General features: G+C 34.8%; 16 protein-coding genes and 1 pseudogene. 9 read left to right on the top strand and 8 right to left on the bottom strand.

Annotated features, from left to right (window positions below; genetic code table 11):
• Positions 1 to 18 precede the first annotated feature (18 nt).
• Entirely contained in the window at positions 19 to 450 is a 432-nt protein-coding gene (locus tag DRF58_RS02395) for a VanZ family protein (RefSeq protein WP_116032399.1), read from the top strand.
• Here DRF58_RS02395 and DRF58_RS18590 read toward each other — a convergent pair.
• The 3 genes from DRF58_RS18590 to DRF58_RS02380 all read right to left on the bottom strand — a co-directional run bounded on the left by DRF58_RS18590 (position 437) and on the right by DRF58_RS02380 (position 2,514).
• On the bottom strand, positions 437 to 1,153 hold the full coding sequence (locus tag DRF58_RS18590) for an OmpA family protein (RefSeq protein WP_206605212.1): 717 nt from the start codon (positions 1,151 to 1,153) through the stop codon (positions 437 to 439). The genes DRF58_RS02395 and DRF58_RS18590 overlap by 14 nt on opposite strands.
• Before the next feature lie 140 nt (positions 1,154 to 1,293).
• Complete coding sequence (locus tag DRF58_RS02385) at positions 1,294 to 2,001, bottom strand: hypothetical protein (protein WP_116032397.1); 708 nt, start codon at positions 1,999 to 2,001, stop codon at positions 1,294 to 1,296.
• 165 nt (positions 2,002 to 2,166) lie between these two features.
• Positions 2,167 to 2,514 carry a T9SS type A sorting domain-containing protein gene (locus tag DRF58_RS02380; RefSeq protein WP_116032395.1) on the bottom strand — a complete coding sequence of 116 codons (348 nt, stop codon included), beginning with the start codon at positions 2,512 to 2,514 and terminating at the stop codon, positions 2,167 to 2,169.
• Positions 2,515 to 2,620: 106 nt separating this feature from the next.
• Here DRF58_RS02380 and hemB point away from each other — a divergent pair, with 106 nt between their 5' ends.
• Positions 2,621 to 3,613: a porphobilinogen synthase gene (hemB, locus tag DRF58_RS02375; RefSeq protein WP_116032393.1), complete on the top strand. Its 993-nt coding sequence runs from the start codon at positions 2,621 to 2,623 to the stop codon at positions 3,611 to 3,613.
• A 148-nt stretch (positions 3,614 to 3,761) separates the two neighbouring features.
• Here the strand turns inward: hemB and rmuC are convergent, their stop codons facing one another.
• The 3 genes and pseudogenes from rmuC to DRF58_RS02360 all read right to left on the bottom strand — a co-directional run.
• Complete coding sequence (gene rmuC / locus DRF58_RS02370; RefSeq protein WP_116032391.1) at positions 3,762 to 5,108, bottom strand: DNA recombination protein RmuC; 1,347 nt, start codon at positions 5,106 to 5,108, stop codon at positions 3,762 to 3,764.
• Positions 5,109 to 5,181: 73 nt separating this feature from the next.
• Positions 5,182 to 6,060, bottom strand: a complete 879-nt coding sequence (locus DRF58_RS02365; RefSeq protein WP_116032388.1) for a polyphosphate kinase 2 family protein — start codon at positions 6,058 to 6,060, stop codon at positions 5,182 to 5,184.
• A gap of 210 nt (positions 6,061 to 6,270) precedes the next feature.
• A pseudogene (locus tag DRF58_RS02360) lies at positions 6,271 to 6,627 on the bottom strand (DUF1573 domain-containing protein); the annotation flags it as partial.
• Positions 6,628 to 6,748: 121 nt separating this feature from the next.
• Here DRF58_RS02360 and DRF58_RS02355 point away from each other — a divergent pair.
• From DRF58_RS02355 to DRF58_RS02325, 7 genes are all read left to right on the top strand, one after another.
• Positions 6,749 to 9,364 carry a valine--tRNA ligase gene (locus DRF58_RS02355; RefSeq protein ID WP_116032626.1) on the top strand — a complete coding sequence of 872 codons (2,616 nt, stop codon included), beginning with the start codon at positions 6,749 to 6,751 and terminating at the stop codon, positions 9,362 to 9,364.
• A gap of 90 nt (positions 9,365 to 9,454) precedes the next feature.
• The gene (locus DRF58_RS02350) at positions 9,455 to 10,099 is read left to right on the top strand and encodes a DUF4241 domain-containing protein (RefSeq protein WP_116032385.1); all 645 of its coding nucleotides are present in this window, start codon (positions 9,455 to 9,457) and stop codon (positions 10,097 to 10,099) included.
• 70 nt (positions 10,100 to 10,169) lie between these two features.
• On the top strand, positions 10,170 to 11,060 hold the full coding sequence (locus tag DRF58_RS02345) for a ribokinase (protein ID WP_116032383.1): 891 nt from the start codon (positions 10,170 to 10,172) through the stop codon (positions 11,058 to 11,060).
• A gap of 80 nt (positions 11,061 to 11,140) precedes the next feature.
• Positions 11,141 to 11,980, top strand: coding sequence for an alpha/beta hydrolase family protein (locus tag DRF58_RS02340; RefSeq protein ID WP_116032381.1), 840 nt, complete (start codon positions 11,141 to 11,143; stop codon positions 11,978 to 11,980).
• Entirely contained in the window at positions 11,980 to 12,624 is a 645-nt protein-coding gene (locus tag DRF58_RS02335; protein ID WP_116032379.1) for an HD domain-containing protein, read from the top strand. The genes DRF58_RS02340 and DRF58_RS02335 overlap by 1 nt, the downstream gene beginning before the upstream one ends.
• Before the next feature lie 28 nt (positions 12,625 to 12,652).
• Positions 12,653 to 13,246 carry a hypothetical protein gene (locus DRF58_RS02330; RefSeq protein ID WP_245955348.1) on the top strand — a complete coding sequence of 198 codons (594 nt, stop codon included), beginning with the start codon at positions 12,653 to 12,655 and terminating at the stop codon, positions 13,244 to 13,246.
• Positions 13,247 to 13,518: 272 nt separating this feature from the next.
• A complete protein-coding gene (locus DRF58_RS02325) occupies positions 13,519 to 14,808 on the top strand; it encodes an aldehyde dehydrogenase family protein (RefSeq protein ID WP_116032377.1) in 1,290 nt (429 codons plus the stop codon).
• A gap of 283 nt (positions 14,809 to 15,091) precedes the next feature.
• On the opposite strand, the gene DRF58_RS02320 is transcribed toward DRF58_RS02325, so the two are convergent.
• Together DRF58_RS02320 and DRF58_RS02315 are read right to left on the bottom strand one after the other, a co-directional pair.
• A complete protein-coding gene (locus DRF58_RS02320; protein WP_245955347.1) occupies positions 15,092 to 16,126 on the bottom strand; it encodes a L,D-transpeptidase in 1,035 nt (344 codons plus the stop codon).
• A 95-nt stretch (positions 16,127 to 16,221) separates the two neighbouring features.
• Positions 16,222 to 17,184, bottom strand: a complete 963-nt coding sequence (locus DRF58_RS02315; RefSeq protein WP_116032375.1) for a YpdA family putative bacillithiol disulfide reductase — start codon at positions 17,182 to 17,184, stop codon at positions 16,222 to 16,224.
• Between the last annotated feature and the right edge of the window lie 23 nt (positions 17,185 to 17,207).

Raw genomic sequence — 17,207 nt, 5'->3', positions numbered from 1 at the left:
ACGTTAAAATTTATTTTAATGAAGTTGTTTGTCAATAGGTATTACCCTGTTTTTATTAATGTTTACACGATTTGGGTTTTATATCTTTTGTTTTTTGCGTCTTTTCGGTATTCTCCGACGCTACTTTTTGAAATAAAAACTACACCATTTGAGACAATAAACGAATATTCTACAAAGGTAATCACTTTCAATAAAATAGAGGCTTTCGAAAACATTGTAGGGAATATTGTTTTATTTATTCCATATGGATTCTTGGGTATTCTTTATCGAAAACTAAATCAATTCAAATGGTTGTTTCTAACATTTTTTATCACGATTAATATTATTGAGTTTTCACAATATTATTTTAAAAGAGGATTTGCTGATATAGATGATGTAATCCTAAATACTTTGGGAGCTATTATTGGTTTTTTTATTTACAAAAAGTTCTTTTTTATCAAGGACAAATAACTTTCATCTCTGTTCTTCTATTGATTTGGTGTTGCTGTTCATTACAGTTTACGTCATTACTGCACTTATTCAGAAGTTGAGTTTCTCCGTAGCCAACTGGCTTTAATCTGGCTTTATCAATACCTTTTGAGACCAGATAATCTACAGCTGCATTTGCGCGGTTTTGGGACAATATTTTGTTATAATCGTCTGAAGCTCGTGAGTCTGTGTGCGAAGATAATTCTACTTTTACATTCGGATTATCTTTCATAAACTGAACCATTTTATTGAGTTCTGCTTTTGCATCCTCTCTGATAAAATACTTATCTAAGTCGTAATGGATATTTTTCAGATTGATTGGTTTTCCGCAAGTCGTTTCTTCCATACAAATTTGTAAATTAAGGAAAAGAGTATGGCGCCTGTCTACATTTTTAGAAGTCACGGTTTCTGTTTGAGAAAAGTAATTACCTTTTTTACCATAGATATTGTAAGATGTGTTTTTGTCTGCTTTGAAGTAGAATTTCCCATCGACATTTGTTTTTATTTCGTGAAAGACTTCGGTTTCATTATTTTTAATAACGACTGTTGTGTATCTCAGCGGATCTTTAGAATTACAAATGTTAACTTGTCCTTTTACAAAGAAAATTTCAGGTTCTGTAGATATTTCTTTTTTGATGATTGAATTTTTTACAAATTCATCTTTGTCTGCTTTACTGGAAATCAAATCAATATTGTAAAGACTTCCTTTGATTTCGTAATTTTCAGGTTTAATATTCTTGAAGAAAGCAACACCTTGAGAATTCGTCTTTGCGAAATGGGTTCGTTTTCCGTTTTTATAGAGCTCTACAAAAGTATCGGGAAGAATTAATCCTGTTTCTTTATCTCTTGCAGTGACAGATAATCCATAGTTAGGATTCGAATCTCTTGTTGGAATTCTGAAGTCAATCCTGCAAAAACTCCCGCCGAATGAACCTCGTGTTCTAGACTAGCATTTCGGATATTTTGATTAGCAATATTAATATTATATTGATTGTTAGCTTCTGTAAAAGGGATATAAGCTGATGCAGGATTATTATTTACTCGATCATTCAGTCCTACATATTCGGAGAAAAACCAATTTAGTTCAATTTGTCCTTTTCCGGTTAGTAGATTTTTCTCGTTGTACCCATTATGATAATTGAGGTTGTAATTGTTTGCAGTCAATGATGTTTCTCCACCTTTGATATTAGAAATACCACCTTTTAATTTGAAGGCAAAACTTAGATTATCATTAATGACATATCGGAAATTAGGACCTATTCCTAGAAATAATCTTTCAACTTTATTTTCATTCAAACCAAGATTAGAAAGTGGAGTAGTTCCGTTGTACAGACTCTCTGTAGGATAAGAACTTTTGGGTTTGTTTGAAAGGTAATCTGCATCAATTCCAAAGCCTATCCAATTGAAATAATAATCTGCAGAAATCCCGAGATTCAGATTGGGTTTGTAATCGATATATTTTGTTTGATTATCATAAGACGGAAAGTCCAATCCACCTCGTAAAGAGATATTGAATTGATTATGATCGTACAAAGAATTTCGAAATTGAGAATTGAAAAATTGAACTAAAAGAATCGCGAGAAGAAAATAATATTTTCTTATTAGGTTAAGTTTTCTAGGTTACTGCAAATTTAAGGAACTGAGTTGTTAAATAAAAAATGCCGGCTAAAAAACCGGCATATATTTTAAAAACGTAATTTACTGTTTGATAATCTGAGTAATCTTTTGAGTATTGTCATCCAAAGTGTATCTCATCAGATATTTTCCCGGACGAAGTTTGTCCAATCTCAATTCTGTATTGTTACTATTGATATTATATTCAGCAACTTGAGCACCCAAAATAGAGAAGAATGTTACTGTTTTGATTTTAATAGCAATGTCTTTGGATCTAAGGAGCAAAACATCCTTAGTTGGATTAGGGTAAGCTACCAAAACACCATCGTCGGTCTTTTGAGAAGAAACTGTACGCGCTGTTTGTGCTTTCATTTCTCCCGAAAATCCAACCGAAACTACCGTAAATATAATAAAGAATAGAATTTTTTTCATTCGCTTTAGTCTGTACTTAAACAATTACAACAAATATATTTTAAATAAATCGATTATACAATAGCCTAACAATAAAAGTATAAGTAAATTTGCATCAATAAATTTTATCAAGATGATTTCAAGAAACAGAAGACTAAGAACCAACGATTCTATAAGAAGTCTAGTTCGTGAAACTACCCTTACAACAAACGATCTGGTGTTGCCAATGTTTGTTATGGAAGGTAATAACAAAAAAGAAGCCATTTCCTCAATGCCAGGTGTTTTTAGGCAAAGTTTAGATTTAATGGTGCAAACTGTTAAAGAAAATTATGATTTAGGAATCAAAGCTGTCAATCTTTATATGAAGGTTTCCGATAACCTGAAAGATAATACCGGAAAAGAGTCTTGGAATTCAAACGGATTGATGCAAACCGCTATCAAAGCTATCAAAGATGCTGTTCCGGGAGTAGTTATTATGCCAGATGTGGCGTTGGATCCTTATTCCATTTACGGCCATGACGGGATTATCAAAAATGGAAAAATAGATAACGATTCCACAGTGGAAGCACTTGTAAAAATGGGTATTTCTTTGGCCGAAGCTGGAGCTGATATTTTGGCACCAAGTGATATGATGGATGGTCGTGTTTTGGCTATGAGAGAAGGTTTGGAAGAAAATGGATTCACAGATGTAGGGATTTTGTCTTACGCAGCAAAATATGCCAGTGCTTTTTACGGACCATTCAGAAGTGCTTTAGACAGTGCGCCGGTTGATGCACAAGAGATTCCTGCAGATAAGAAAACATATCAGATGGATTTTCATAATTCCAGAGAAGCTATCGATGAAGCTTTAAAGGATGTGGACGAAGGTGCTGACATCATTATGATAAAGCCTGGAATGCCTTATCTGGATATCGTTTCCAAAATCAGAGAGTTGATTACGCAACCAATTGCAGTTTACCAAGTCAGCGGAGAGTATGCTATGCTAAAAGCGGCTGCACAAAACGGTTGGTTAGACAATGACAAAGTTTTAATAGAAAGTTTAACAAGTTTCAAACGTGCTGGCGCAGATATGATTTTCACCTACGCGGCACCAGAAGTTGCTAAGCTATTGAATAATTAAAATTTTCAGGAGCTTAATCCCGCTTTCCGTTGCAATCTTTTTTGCAAGACGTTTTGTCAGACTGAGGTTCTCGAAGCCAAAGCAAAAAAGGATTTCCACTACAATCGGGGCTATGGGTTTTGACAATCAAAGGAAATATCAGCAAAATTTACAAATCTTCCTCACCCAAACTCTGAGGAAGATTTTTTTTGTTCTTAATGCCAAGATTTTTCAGTTTCTGAGTTTGGACAATCAGATTATCATTTCCTGAACTCAATTGTTTGAAAGCATCATTGTAAGAATTCTTAGCTTGGTCGATATTCTTTCCAATACGTTCCAGATTCTCAACAAAGCCAACAAATTTGTCGTAAAGCTTGGCACCTCTATCTGCAATCTCCATTGCATTTCGATTCTGATGTTCGCGTTTCCAAAGATCTTGGATGAGTTTGAGAGAAGTAATCAGATTAGTAGGACTTAGTAAAAGAATTCTTTTGTCATAAGCAAAATTCCAAAGGTTAGGCTCAGCTTGCAAAGCAGCAATATATGCCGCTTCACTTGGGATAAACATCATCACAAAGTCCAAGGATTTGTCAAAATCGTCGTAAGCTTTCTGACTCAATTGATTAATATGATTCTTAACCGATTGCAAATGTTGATTTTGTTTCTGGGAGAAAAGTTCAGGATTAGTTTCATCAGTCATTTCAACAAAAGCAGTCAAAGAAACTTTACTGTCGATAATGACATTTCTGTTGTCAGGATATTTTACAACCGCATCTGGACGCATTTTTTTACCGGAAAATTCGGAGAAAATAGCTTTGTTGTTTTCGTCTTTTAATTCGTGTTCCAGAAAATATTCCTGGTTTTTTCTCAAACCAGATTTTTCCAAAATACTTTCCAAAATCATTTCTCCCCAATTTCCCTGAGTTTTACTTTCGCCTTTCAAAGCTCTGGTTAACTGTTTGGCGTCTTCGGAAATCTGTTGGTTAAGGTCTTTAAGCTCTCTGACTTTTTCGCCAAGAGAAAAACGTTCTTTAGCTTCCTTGTCGTATGTTTCGTTAACCGTATTTTTCAACTCATTGATTTTTTCCTGAAAAGGCTCAAGAATAGTTTTGAGTTGATTTTGATTGAGTTGCGTAAATTTTTCAGATTTCTCTTCTAAAATTTGATTGGCGGTTTTCTCAAATTGTAAACGAGTCGTTTCCTGAAGTTTCAAAAAATCCTCTTTTTGATTTTCGAGATTTTCCTGCAGATTTTTATAATGAGCATTCAGTTCAGCATTCGTGAAAAGAAGTTCTTCTTTGCTTCTTTGGATTAATGAAATTTCGTTGGTCAGATTATTATTTGAAAGTTTCAATTCATCAATTTTCTGTTGAGAATGATTTTCATTTTCCTGAGAACGAATTAATTTTTCATTAATGATCTCAATGTTTTTTTTGCTCACATACAAAGATTTCATCAGAAGAAAAACCACAATTCCTCCAACGATTAATCCAACAAATGCATAAATAATTTCCATTAAATCTATATTAGCTTTTACAATTTTAAAACGACTTTTGTTTATAAAATTGAGGTTTTCCGTAATTGGGAAATTATTTTTCGTTTTCCAATTTAGCTTTAGATTCTGCTAATCCGTTTTTCTCTTTTTCGGAAAGTTTTGGATATTGCAGTTTCATTTCTTCAAGTTTGTCAATGATAATTTGAATCGCAGCAACTCTGGAAAACCATTTTTGGTCAGCAGGAATCACAAACCAAGGTGCAGACTCTGTAGAAGTTTGATTAATTGCTTCTTCATAAGCTTTTTGATAATCATCCCAGAATCCTCTTTCTGTAATATCGGCGGAAGAAAATTTCCAATTTTTATCGTCCTCATTGATTCTGTCTAGAAAACGTTCCTTTTGTTCCTCTTTGGAAACATTCAGGAAAATCTTAATGATTTTTGTTCCGTTGTTTGCTAAATGTTTTTCAAAATTTCGGATGCTTTCGTATCTGTTCTCCCAGAATTTTTGATCAAATTGTTTTACATCTTTCCAGACTTCCTCGCTGAGGTTATATTCTGGATGAACTTTACAAACCAACACACTTTCGTAATGAGAACGATTGAAAATTCCGATTTTTCCTTTGGCTGGAAGAGCTAAATAATGTCTCCAAATGAAATCGTGAGAATATTCTTTTGTACTTGGACCTTTAAAGCTCGTGACTTCACAACCTTGAGGATTCACACCTCCGAAAACGTGTTCTATCAAACTGTCTTTTCCGGCAGCATCCATTGCTTGAAGAATAATTAATAAAGATTGACTTCCGTCAGCATAAAGTTTCTCTTGCAGAACACGTAACTTTTCCTTTTCTACCTCCAAAAGTTGCTTGGCTTCATCTTTATTGATTTTCCCCTTATAGTTTGTATTATGTTTTTTGATTTCGAATTTCGAATTTTCTTTTATCAAAAAATGATCAGAAAAATTGTATCCCATAATAAAATTGATTTCATGTAAAAATAAAAAAACCGCTCCTTAAAAAAGAACGGTTTTTATAAAAAATGTAAATTTTTATTATTTAGCAGCTTCAGCTCTATTAACGATTTTTTTTGTAGCCTTTGATGAAGCCGGTGCAGTTTTAGCGGAAAAACTTTCAGCAGGAGCTGCAACTAGTTTTGCTTCTTGATTAACCCCTTGTAAATCTTCAACATTTCCTTTGATATATAACACAGATCTGTTATTAGCTGGGTCATTAGAATAAACTTCAATCAATTTGTTGAAAGCTCCTTTGATTCCTGTATTGTAGCCAACTTTGATCTGAGCTGTTTTTCCTGGTAAAATTGGATCTTTGCTCCATTCTGGCGTTGTACATCCGCAAGATGGTTTTACTTCGCTAATGATAAGTGGTTTATCACCAGTGTTTTTTACTGTAAAAAATCTATGTCCATCAGAACCAGCTTTTATTTTTCCGTAGTCGAAAGTTGTTTTGTCAAATGAGATGGTCTGAGCAGATGCAAATGCGATAGCGCCTGTCATAAATAATCCTGCAAGAATCTTTTTCATATTTTTTTTCTTTAAATAATTAAATTTTTGAATAACAAAGTTATAAATTATTTGAATATGTGATGTTAATTTTTTCACATTGTCTTATTTTTGCAAATTACAAGCCAAAAATAATTTTAAAATGCAGATTGCAGACAAATACAATCCACAGGAAACTGAACAAAAATGGTATGACTTCTGGTTAGAAAACAAATATTTCCATTCCACACCAGATAACAGACCTCCTTACACAATTGTAATTCCGCCGCCAAATGTGACGGGGATTCTTCATATGGGACATATGTTGAACAATACAATTCAGGATGTATTGGTCAGAAGAGCAAGAATGCAGGGCTTTAATGCTTGTTGGGTTCCTGGAACGGATCACGCTTCTATTGCAACAGAAGCGAAAGTTGTTGCTAAGCTAAAATCTGAAGGAATCAACAAATCCGATATCACACGTGAAGAATTTCTAAAGCACGCTTGGGATTGGACCGATAAATACGGTGGAACCATTTTAGAACAATTGAAAAAACTAGGTTGCTCTTGCGATTGGGACAGAACAAGATTCACGTTGGAAGATACAATGTCTCAGCAGGTAATTAAATCTTTTGTTGATTTGTATAATAAAGGTCTTATCTACAAAGGCTCAAGAATCGTAAACTGGGATCCCGAAGCGAAAACTAATATTTCTGATGAAGAAGTTATCTTTAAAGAACAAAACGGAAAACTATATTTCCTTAAATATAAAATAGAAGGAACGGAAGAGTTTCTTTCGGTAGCAACAACTCGTCCAGAAACTATTTTTGGTGATACTGCGGTTTGCATCAATCCTAATGATGAGAGATATGCACATTTGAAAGGTAAAAATGTAATTGTACCGATTGTCAACAGAATTATTCCAATTATTGAAGACGAATATGTTGATATTGAATTCGGAACAGGCGCGTTGAAAATTACGCCGGCTCACGATGTTAATGACTACGAAATCGGACAAAAACATCAATTGCCAATCATTGATTCTTTGGACGATGACGGAAATCTGAACGAGCACGGACTACATTACGCAGGAAAAAATAGATTTGATGTAAGAAAGCAAATCGCTAAAGAATTAGAAGAAAATAATCTTTTGTTGAAGGCAGAAGATTATGTAAATAAAGTAGGAACTTCCGAAAGAACGGGCGCAGTTATCGAGCCTAAAGTTTCTGTACAATGGTTCTTGAAAATGTCAGAAATTGCAAAACCGGCTTTGGATGTTGTGATGGATGATGAGGTTAAATTCTATCCGGAAAAATTCAAAAATACTTATAAACACTGGATGGAAAACATCCGTGATTGGAATATTTCGCGTCAGCTTTGGTGGGGACAGCAGATTCCTGCTTATTATTATGGAGAAGGCGAAGATGATTTTGTAGTTGCTGAGAATTTTAACGATGCCTTAGAATTAGCAAAACAAAAAACCAACAACCAACAACTGACAACTGATAACCTGAAACAAGACCAAGATGCACTTGATACCTGGTTCTCATCTTGGTTGTGGCCAATGTCGGTTTTTGATGGCGTAAATAATCCCGAAAATGAAGACATCAATTATTATTATCCAACTTCGGATTTGGTAACAGGTCCGGATATTATTTTCTTCTGGGTTGCCAGAATGATTATGGCTGGATTAGAATTTAGAGGGAAAGTTCCGTTCCAAAATGTTTATTTCACAGGAATTGTACGAGATAAGCAAAGAAGAAAAATGTCTAAGCAATTAGGAAATTCTCCAGATCCGATAGATTTGATTGAAAAATACGGAGCGGATGGCGTTCGTGTAGGAAGTTTGTTGAGTGCACCTGCTGGAAACGATTTGTTGTTTGATGAAGATTTGATGTTGCAGGGAAGAAACTTTGCGACTAAAATCTGGAATGCTTTCCGATTAATCAATATGTGGAATCACGAAGATAAACCTTTGAACGATTCCGACAAACAATCCATCGAATGGTTTGAAAACAAATTGAATAAAACGATTGTTGAGATTAATGACCAATTCGAAAAATTCAGGATTTCTGATGCTTTGCATTTGATTTATAAATTGATTTGGGACGATTTCTGCGGTTGGTATTTGGAAGCGATTAAACCCAATTTCGGAGAAGGAATTTCTAAAGATGTTTACAATAAAACAATTGAGTTCTTTGAAGAATTAATGAAACTATTGCATCCATTTATGCCTTTCTTGACGGAAGAATTATGGCAGGCAATTTCCGAAAGAACTACAGAAGAAGCTTTGGTAATCGCTCAGCAAAAAAAAGCAGATTCTTTCAATGAAGATATTATCAAGAACTTCGAAACTTCAGAAGAATTGATTTCTGGTGTTAGAAATTATCGTCAGACAAAAGGAATTTCGCCAAGAGAAACGGTTGAGATTTTTACTAATGCTACAGGATTTCCGAATGAAGCAGTTGTAAGAAAATTAGCTAATGTTTCTGAAATCCATTATGGAACAAAAACGGATAAGCCTAGTTTTACATTCTTGGTTGGAGCAACAGAAGTTTCAATTCCTTTAAGTGAAAATTTAGATTTAGCCGAAGAAAAAGCAAAAACCGAAGAAGAATTAAAATACTTAAAAGGATTCTTGATTTCTGTAGATAAAAAGCTTTCCAACGAAAAGTTTGTGGCGAACGCAAAACCAGAAATCGTAGAAGTTGAGCGTAAAAAACAAAAAGATGCTCTGGACAAAATTGCTTTGTTGGAAGAAAAATTAAAGAGTTTATAGTTAGAAGACCGAGGTCAGGAGTTTTCGACGTATAAATTTAAATATAATTAAAAACCTCGGACATCAGACTTCTGACTTCCGACTTGTAAAATGACTCACATAGAAAATATTAAAAAATTATTCTCTCGAGACTTCGTAGAAAATCCTTTATTGGAAACCTACGAAGTCGGGGAGATTCATATTTCTTCAGGTAAAATTGTGGCGAGTGACGCTTTGATTACGCCTGACAAATCTGCCTTCAATCAAGAATTTCCGAAAGGAGATTTTCCGGTTTTGATTCACAAAGAAAGAAATTCCAATTGTGTGGCTTATACAGAAATTGTTTTCGATAAAAACCAATTGGCTGAAAATTGGGCCTTGGCTTTATGCGATGACCAAAATCTAAACGATTTGAAGGAAGGAGAAATCTTCGGTTATCCCGTAGAATCTGGGATGGGAAGTTTTATGGATAAAGATGCTCAGTATGCTCTTAATAATCTAGAACAAGAACTTTTCCATAAGAAAGGAGCAGACTTTTTGGGAATCTACGAAGAGTTTTTTCATTCTCATTTTTTTGATGAAAAAGGGGCAATTGACCAGTTTGCAGTTCTGAAACCTTACGACAATAAAAAGGAAAACATAATTGCTTTCGAAACTGGATATGGCGAAGGATTTTATGCTTCCTATATTGGTTATTCTAAAGATAATCAAGTAGTTAAATTAATTTCTGAGTTTATAGAAATCGGAATGGATTAAATTGTTACATTAGCAGAAATGAAATGATAAACCATTATTTCGTTTGACTTTTAAACAATTAATATTACAAATGAGACTCAGTAATATAATCCCCCAGATTGTAGTTGTAGGAAGCTCTTCTATAGATTTGATTTTTAATACTTCTAAAATCCCAACAGCCAACAACACGGTTCTAGCTAACGGACTGAAAAGTTTTCTTGGAGGAAAAGGAGCTAATCAGGCCATTGCAACGTCGCGTTTGGGTGCTCATACTGCTTTGATAAGTCGGGTAGGTATGGACCCTTATGGACAGCAGGTTCTCAGAAATCTGGACGATGAGGATGTGAATGTAGCTTACGTTGTGGAAGACAATGACGAAGATACAGGAACTGCTTATGTGAACGCTTCTGACGAGGGAAATGCCATCACAGTAGTTCCCGCTGCAAATTATAATTTATCACCAAATGACATCAATGAAGCTGAAAAATATCTTTTAGCAGCAGATTTGATTTTGACTCAGTTAGAGATTCCTATAAAAACTGTTGAATTTCTTTTCAAAAAAGCCAAAAGTCTTGGAAAGAAAATCGGAATTTATGCTGCGCCTGCAAGCCGATTGTCAGACGAAATAATAGATTATGCGAGTTTCATAGTTGCAAAAAGCACAGATTTGGAAACGCTTTTCGGAGAAGGAAATCACGACGAAATCATTAAACATCTTCCGAATAAATTATTTGTGAGAGACGGCGCTAACAGTACCAGTTATTTTGATGGTTCCGAGATGAAATATTTCCGAAAAGACCCGAGTTCTCAAGCTCACAATATGGGATTAGGAGATGCTTTCACATCAGGTTTTTCTATTGCTTTGCTTCACGGAAATTCTATTGAGGATTGTGTGAAATTTGGAAATGAAGTGGCATTAAAAGCAGCTGATTACAGAGGTTCTCAAAAAGGTTTGCCATATCTCAAGGATTTTCAGAATTAATATTTCCAGCATATCGAAATGTCATTTTCAACGAATTGATTTTTTTATTTTTATAGAATGATTCCATTAAAATCATTTTTATGAAGAGTATTAATATCACAACCGAGGATAATTACAGTTTAGCTGTTCATATTTTTGAACCTCAAAATCCTAACAGTAAAATTTTATTGATAAACTCTGCAACAGGTGTCAAACAGCAGATTTATTTCTCATTTGCGCAGTTTTTTTCTGAGCACGGTTTTATGGTGATGACTTACGATTATCGTGGAATAGGAGTTTCAAAACCTGATAGAATGAAAGGTTTCGAAGCTTCGATGAGAATCTGGGGAACGAAGGATTACAAAGCTGTGACTAATTATATTAAAACTAATTTTTCGGATTATCAAAAATTTTGTTTGGGACATTCGGTTGGTGCTTTGATTTTAGGAATGAATAAAGATTCTGAGATGTTTGAAGAATTTATATTTGTCGGAACTCAGAATGCTTTTGTTGGAAATTTAAAATTCAAAACAAAGATAGAAGCTTATCTTGGCTTCGGAATTGCACAGCCTTTGTCGACCAAATTATTAGGCTATTTTCCAGCAGATTGGTTTGGTTTGGGCGAAAGTTTACCTTCGGGAAGTGCATTTGATTGGAGGACTTTGATTCTCAATAAAAAATCAACAAACAAACTTCTGGAAAAGTCAGAGGATTTTTCTAAAAACCTGACTCAAAAAGTTTTTGTAGTAAGAGCGGAAGATGATGCTTGGTTAACCGAAAAAGGAGTGAAATCGCTTTTACAAGACACTTATCCAAATCTGAAACCGACTTACAGATTAATCAAAACATCGGAGTCAGAAAAGAACGAAATAGGACATATTAATTTTTTCAGAAGCTATAACAAGAAGCTCTGGAATATTATTTTAAAAGAATTGAATTAATGGAATTGATTAACAAAACAATAGAGTTAGTAAAACAAAAATTAGAAGGAACGGAATCTGGTCACGATTGGTTTCATATCGAGCGTGTTTGGAAATTGAGTCTTAAAATCCAAGAAAAAGAAGGAGGCGATAAATTAATTATCGAATTATCTGCTTTACTACACGACATTGCTGACCCAAAATTCCATAATGGCGACGAAACTTTGGCTTCAAAAATTGTGAACGATTTTCTTACAGAACAAAATGTTGATTCGGAGACCATTCAAAAAGTTATTTTCATCATCGAAAATATGTCCTTCAAAAACCGAAATGACGCGCCAGAGAATCTGCCTTTGGAACTGAAAATAGTTCAGGATGCTGATAGATTAGACGCAATTGGAGCCATTGGAATTGCCAGAACTTTCAATTTTGGTGGTTACAAAAACAACTTGATGTATCACCCCGATATCGAGCCAAAACTTAATCAAACAAAGGAAGAATATAAAAAGTCTAACGGAACTACGATTAATCATTTCTATGAAAAACTGCTGCTTCTCAAAGATTTACTCAATACGAAAACAGCGAAGGAAATTGCGGAACATAGACATCAATTTATGCTTCAGTTCCTCGATGAATTCTACAAAGAATGGAATGTCACGTTCTAATTGACGAGAAACCATTATCTTTGTTTCAATGATAATCATTCTAATCCTCATTTTTCTCATCATTGCCCTTTTTCTTTCCGGTTTTCGGTCAGGAAAATGGAGTCTGTGGAACAAAGTAGTTCGGACGATTATTACCATTTCTGCGGCCGCTTATTTCACGTTTTGGTTTGTGGAGAGAAGTGTGTCTCAGTTTTTGGAAAACTCTTTGGCAGTGCAGGTTATCAACTATTTGCCACAGCCGATTGACTTTTACATCATCAGGATTCAGGACGGAGAAAAAGAAACCAAATATCTTTCCAAACACGTTGGTCAAGTCCGCCCGGAGTATTTCCGAATAGAATATCTCAATATGCAGAAATCCAACGAGTTTTGGGTTGCCGGATATATTGGAAAGAATAAATTGGTTTATTTCTCGCAGGTTGCAGTTCCCAACAAAAATGAGGACAAAATCATCGAGGTCAAAAATTACATCAACAACAGTCTCAAACTTTCTGCAATAGCGACCGAAAAAATCGAAGAACTTAAATACGATAACATCAAACTCAGTATTTGGGTAACTTTGGATTTATTACTCATTTTCCTCAACTCTGTCTTACTTTTCCGAAGTAGCAAGAAGAATTAATGTCATATTTTGGGCGCCTTTATCCGCCCTCTGTTCCCGCTTTTTTCTTTTTTTCCGAAAAAACAAAAAGAGCTCCACTCAGGTCGGGGCGCGAGTGATTCTCTGTTTTTAAAATACTTTCAAAAATTATATTTCATTATTTATAAAATTTAATACAAAAATTTATAAAAAATATAAAAATAAATGTTGGTTTTATTCTCAACTTTGTACATTTAGAGCCGCATAAATTGGTACAATTAATGCAACCTAATTTTTAATAAAATCAAAGAAAAATGGACTTATCAAAACATATTAATTCAGCGCATCAATCATTCCAAGATTGGAGAAAAACTCCTTTTGAAGAACGTCAAAAGCTACTTTTGAAACTGGCAGATGTTCTGGATAAAAACAAAGAAGCTTATGCGAAAATCATAACTACAGAAATGCACAAACCGATTTCCCAATCTATTGCTGAGATAGAAAAAAGTGCAGGAATGATTTGGTTTTATGCCAATGCAGAAAATGTATTGAAACCTACAGAAATCAAAACAGAATTCAATGTGAGTGAAGTTCATTACGATGCAATGGGAATTATTTTGGGTGTAATGCCTTGGAATTTCCCGTTTTGGCAAGTTTTGAGATTTGCAGTTCCGGCAATTCTTGCAGGAAACGTTATTTTGCTGAAACACGCCTCCATCTGTTTCGGAAGTGGGGATGAAATTGAAAAAGCTTTTGCAGAAGCAGGTTTTCCAAAAAATATATTCCAAAATCTAAGAATCGGGCACAACGAAATCCAAGAGATCCTTGAAAATCCATTAGTAAGAGGTGTAAGTCTAACAGGAAGTGAAAAAGCCGGCGCAACTGTCGCTGCTTTGGCCGGGAAGAATATCAAGAAATCCGTTTTGGAATTAGGCGGAAGTGATGCTTTTATCGTTTTAGAAGATTCTGATTATGAAAAAGCAGCGATTGACGGACCAGCTGGAAAACTTCAAAATACAGGACAGGTTTGTAATGCAGCGAAACGTTTTATTATTCATCGGGATATTGAGGGAAAATTTCTTCCAAAATTTATAGAAGAATACAATTCTTACCAGCCGGCTGACCCTTTCAAAAAAGAAACTAAATTGGGGAAAATGGCAAGGCCAGATTTGGCAGACGAATTGGAAAGTCAATATAAAAAAGCTTTGAAAAATGGAGCAGAAGTAGTTCTTGCTTTGGAACGTATTTCTGAGAATGAATTTCGTCCCGGAATTATCAGAGTACAAGAAGGTAATCCAATTTTGCAGGAAGAATTATTTGGACCATTGGCAATTCTGATGGTTGGAAAAAATGATGATGAAATCCTGAAATTAGCGAATGATATTCCGTTTGGGTTAGGGAATGCAGTTTGGACGAAAGATAAAAAGCGTGCCCAATTTTTCATTGAGAATCTAGAATCGGGAACGGTTTCTATTAACAAATCGACGAGTTCTGACGCGAGACTTCCTTTCGGTGGAGCAAAATCTTCCGGTTACGGCGTTGAATTGTCTTTGTTGGCGATTAAAGAATTTACGCAGATAAAAACTGTGGTTGGAAATATTTAGAAAAATAATTACGCAAAGAATTGATTAAGAATTAATTTTCCAAAGATTCAATTAATTGAATTTTAGAATTTTGTCTGAAATTTTCTAAAATAAAACCCTTTCAAAGGTTAAACTTTGAAAGGGTTTCTTGTATTTTATTATAAAGCTTGTTTGGAAGAACAATCCCATAGCCCCGATAGGAACGGCATCCTTTTTTGTTTTCTTCTACTCATTTTTTTTAATCGAGAAACGTTCTGAAAACAAAAAAGATATAGTGGATAGCGGGAAATAGCTCCTGAAAAAATTAATTCAAATTGGCTGAAAGTTGATTTTTGATATTAGCTAAAGAATCTGCTTTTGCTTTTTTCTCCTGTTCAACTTGTTGAAGAACGATATCTCGATTTTCTTGCTCTTTCATAATCTCTGCGAGCTGAGGTTCTATGATTTTGTTCATTTCGTCTTCGGACATATTGTTAGCTTCCGGAGAGTCCAACAATTTTTTCCAAGGTCGTCTTTTTCCCCAAGGATAATCGCCGTAAACAATGAGCGGCGTTCCTTTGGCTCTGGTAGTTGCTCCGCCTTTATTGAGAACCCAAGTGTCCACCCAAGTGTACATCCATTTGGCGTCTTCTTCTAACATTCTGAGGCAAGAGTGCGAAGCCGGATAACCAGGCATAGCATACTGATGCCAACCAATGCCGTCAAAATTGGCTACGTTGACATTCCATCGCAGTTTCCATTCGTCGCTCACAGTTGATATGGCGACTTCTTTTTTCCAATTGGCAAACATTAATCCTTTTTTTGTAGGCGTTGATTTTTTCCCCATGCTTGTTGGTCCCCATTTGATTAGATTTCCATATTCATAAACGCCAAAAGCCTGAATAGGATAAGAAAAGAAAACGAATTTTTTCACATTTTCAAGACTGGTAACGTGTCCCGGAAATGGCGAATATATCAGGAAATCGTCCTCGATTTTTGCAGGAACAACCAATGTGTCAGCAGCGCCAATGTTGGCTCTGTCAAGTCGATTGAGCGCAAGAATCGTGTAAAGCGCTTTTCCTGTAAATTCTTTTTTATTTTTTTGTGAAACCGAGTCGGTGTTTTTGTAAACCCAAGGGAAAAATCCAAAGTCTTTTCTAGGAATGACAACATCGGGAACTTTGGGTTTTTCTTCTTTTACTGAGTCTTCTTCTTTTTTATCATCAGGCGTCAAAATATCCGTAATCGGATTGTCATTTTTATCTGAGGAAGAAACTGATTCTTCCTTTTTACATTGAATCAGAAATAACGAAACTGCGATGAATAAAGGAAATGTGTTTTTAATTAATTTGATGTTCATAGTTTTTCTTTCTGTGTCTATAAGTTACAAAAAGAATACCATTTTTTGAGAAAAAAGATTCAAGACAAAAGAATTAAGACAGCAAGTTTAATGACTTATTGTTTATCAATTATGTCTTTGATGATTTGCTTGGCGTGGATTCTTGAGTTTTCTATAAACCAAAGATGAGTGTCTTTTCCGCCGCAGACAACGCCTGCAAGATAGATTCCGTCTATATTGGTTTCCATCGTTTCGGGATTGTAATGTGGGTTTTGACATTCGCCTTTCAAATCTATTCCGATATTTTTTAGGAATTCGAAATCGGGAAGATAACCTGTCATTGCAAGTACAAAATCATTTTCTATTTCCCGAATTTCTCCTTTTTCAGTTTTGAATATTACTGAGTGCTCTTTGACTTCCAGAAGTTCTGCTCCGAAAAAAGCTTTGACGCTTCCTTCCTTAATTCGGTTCTCAATATCCGGTTTTACCCAATACTTTACACTTTTAGAAATTTCGTTATTTCGGATAATCATTGTTACATTTCCACCTTTTCTGTAGATTTCCAAAGCGGCGTCAACTGAAGAATTACTGGAACCAATAACGACAATATTTTGAAAAGCGTAAGGATAAGGTTCTGTATAATAATGTTTTACTTTTGGTAATTCTTCACCTTTGATATTCATCAGATTTGGAATGTCATAAAAACCTGTTGCAATCACTACATTTTTAGCAGAATAAATCTGCTTGCTGGTTTCAACTTGGAAAAAAGTAGATTTCTGAATATTAATAACCTTTTCGTAAGATTTAATATTGATTTCTTTTGCGCGCGCAATGCCTTGATAATATTCCAGAGCATCTTGTCGTCCCGGTTTGGGTTTGGTTGTGATAAACGGAATCTCGTCGATTTCCAATCGGTCAGCCGTCGAGAAGAATGTCATATACAGCGGATAATTGTAAAGGCTGTTGACTACCGTTCCTTTTTCGATGACAATATATTTCAAGTTATTTTTTTTAGCTTCCAAAGCACAAGCTAACCCAATTGGACCACCGCCAACAATAAGAACATCGTATAATTCCATCTCACAAATTTACAAAGAAAAAT

This window comes from Epilithonimonas hispanica, from assembly GCF_003385395.1.
Classification (GTDB): domain Bacteria; phylum Bacteroidota; class Bacteroidia; order Flavobacteriales; family Weeksellaceae; genus Epilithonimonas; species Epilithonimonas hispanica.
The sequence above is the reverse complement of the archived record's forward strand: the minus strand, read 5'-3'. Positions and strand labels throughout refer to the sequence as shown.